This is a genomic window from uncultured Campylobacter sp., from assembly GCF_937973075.1.
GTDB lineage: Bacteria > Campylobacterota > Campylobacteria > Campylobacterales > Campylobacteraceae > Campylobacter_B.
This window is the reverse complement of the sequence record NZ_CALBWL010000004.1, coordinates 1-2,681: the sequence shown is the minus strand read 5'-3', so window position 1 is coordinate 2,681 and position 2,681 is coordinate 1. Positions and strand designations below refer to the sequence as shown.

2 protein-coding genes are annotated in these 2,681 nt (G+C 44.4%); both read left to right on the top strand.

Annotated features, from left to right (window positions below; genetic code table 11):
- A partial coding sequence (gene ppk1, locus Q0274_RS00140) for a polyphosphate kinase 1 (protein ID WP_298026448.1) occupies nucleotides 1-1,224 on the top strand: 1,224 nt, incomplete at its 5' end.
- Between the two features lie 132 nt (nucleotides 1,225-1,356).
- Complete coding sequence (locus Q0274_RS00135) at nucleotides 1,357-2,331, top strand: SEL1-like repeat protein (protein WP_298026445.1); 975 nt, start codon at nucleotides 1,357-1,359, stop codon at nucleotides 2,329-2,331.
- The last annotated feature ends 350 nt before the right edge of the window (nucleotides 2,332-2,681 follow it).

Sequence of the window (2,681 nt, the reverse complement as noted above, 5' to 3'; positions counted from 1 at the left end):
CTTACGCTGGACGGACTTTGGGAGATCGCTTCTAATAAGGATTTTTCCTTTCTAGCTAACCCGCAATACCTGCCGAAGACGCTGCCCCCCTTCAACGAAAACACCTCCGTTATGAGCGCTATGGAGAAAGAGGATATCCTGTTAATTCATCCTTACGAAAGCTTCGATCCTGTCCAAAAGCTCATCAAAGAGGCTGCAAAAGATCCAAAGGTCATCTCGATCCGTATGACGCTGTATCGCGTGGAGAAAAACTCCCCGATCGTCCAAAGTCTGATCGAAGCCGCAAGCGACGGCAAGCAGGTGACGGTGATGGTAGAGCTTAAGGCGAGGTTTGATGAGGAAAACAATCTGCACTGGGCGAAAGCGCTCGAAGACGCGGGCGCGCACGTGATCTACGGCATCACGGGATTTAAAGTCCACGCCAAGGTAACTCAGATCATCAAAAAAGAGGACGGCAAGTTAAAATTTTATATCCACTTAGGCACAGGCAACTACAACGGCTCGAGCGCTAAAATTTATACCGACGTGAGCTTTTTTACCTGCGGCGACCGCTTTGATAAGGACACGACGAATTTCTTCCACATCCTCTCGGGCTACAACAAAAACCGCAAGCTGGACAACCTCTCTATGTCGCCGATGCAGATCAAAGAGCGGCTCCTGGCGATGATAAAAAACGAGGAAAAAAAAGGCTCCGCCGGCAGGATCATCGCTAAGATGAACGCTCTTGTCGACGGCGATATGATCAAGGCGCTGTATAAGGCAAGTGCGGCGGGCGTGAAGATCGATCTCATCGTGCGCGGCATCTGCTGCTTGCGCCCGGCGCTTAAGGGCGTTAGCGAAAATATCCGCGTGATCTCGATCGTCGGAAAATACCTGGAGCATGCTAGAATTTTTTACTTCGCGCACGCGCAGCCCAGCCTATACATCGCGAGTGCGGATTGGATGCCGCGAAATTTGGAGCGCAGACTGGAGCTGATGAGCCCGATTTACAACGAAAATCTGCAAAACAAGCTCAAAGAAATTTTAAAACTTCAGCTAAGTGATAACGAGCTTGCATTCGAGCTACAAAGCAGCGGCGAGTACCGAAAGATCGTGCCGAAAAAGGGCGAAGAGAGGATCGACGATCAGGAATTTTTAGAAGCTTATTTTAGTAAAATTTATAAAAACATCCGCAAACACGATGAAAGCGGCACTGCGCTAACTAAGCTTTTAAAAGAGAGTTAAGTGCGCGCCGGATTTGCGCGCTAGACCGCTTGGCATTAAGCTCGCGCGCAAACCGAAGATCGTAAAATCTTAAATGCGGAATTTTGCGCCATGAATGCGCGAGTAAATTTACAGAAATTTCAAAGGGATTAAATGAAAAGATATCTTTGTCTGGTTATTATGGTTATGTTTTGTATGGGTGGAGTCTTTGAAGATGCGGACAAGCTCTATGAGGACGGCGATTATTCTAAAGCGATAAAAATGTGGCAGCGCAGCTGCGACGGCGGAGATACGCGAAGCTGCTATAGGCTCGGGAACTTATATCGATTCGGCAGGAACATCACTCAAAACTATCAAAAAGCGGCGGATTTTTATCAAAAAGCCTGCGACGGCGGGGATATGACCGGCTGCTATGAGCTTGCAGGACTATACTTCGAAGGCTATGGCGTTAGACAAGACTATCAAAAGGCTGCGAGTTTGCACCAAAAGGCTTGTGATGGCGGCAATATGCTTTCGTGCAATTTGCTTGCAATTTTATACGAATCCGGTATCGGCGCCCAAAGAGACAAGCACAAGGCTATGGTTTTGCGTCAAATGATTTGCGATAACGGTGATGCAGATATGTGCAATAACCTTGCATATTTATATAAAAACGGCGACAAGGTCAGACAGGACTTGCAAAAGGCGGAGATTCTATATAAAAAAGCGGCTGTTTTGTACCAAAAGAAAGCTCAAATAAATCAAAAGAAATGCGATGAAGGCGACTTATATGAGTGCCAGCGCCTAGCGGATTTATACCAGAAGGCTTGTGATGGCGGCAGGGCGGCGGCGTGCTTGACTCTGGGAGACTTTTACAAAGCAGGTAATTACCAAAAAGCAGAAAGCCTATATCAAAGCGGGCTAAATTTGCTTAAAAATACTTGCGAGAGCGGGGATGCGGACTCGTGTAGTTATCTCGGGGATTTATACAAAAATGGATGGCATATTAAACAAGATAGATCCTTAGCAAAAGAATTTTACGGGAAAGCATGCGATTTAGCAGAGCAGATCGGCTGCGACGAATACAAGCAATTAAACGAAGCGGAACTCATCGATGATAAGCACGACATCGCACCGAGCGCGCCTTAATCCGTGAAAGCTTGCATGCTTTCGCGCGAACAAGGCTATGCAATCAGCGAGCTATCAAATTTTTAGAATTTTAAAATTCTAAATTTTATAAATTATCTTAGGCGCAGCTTCCTAGAAATACTAATCTGCCATGATGCCTAGCTATATACTACGCGTAGATAAAATTCCGCTCACTTATGATAAAATTTTAAAATTTACTCACTGTCTCATCGTTTGTATTTCATGAAAATACTTTTAAATTTAAAGTAAAAATTTGTAATTTTAAAAAATATAAATTTAAGAGATAAAGGCGTAAACCTGGGAATTCTCTAAATTTAATTAAATTTTATAACTATAAATGATAAATAAAT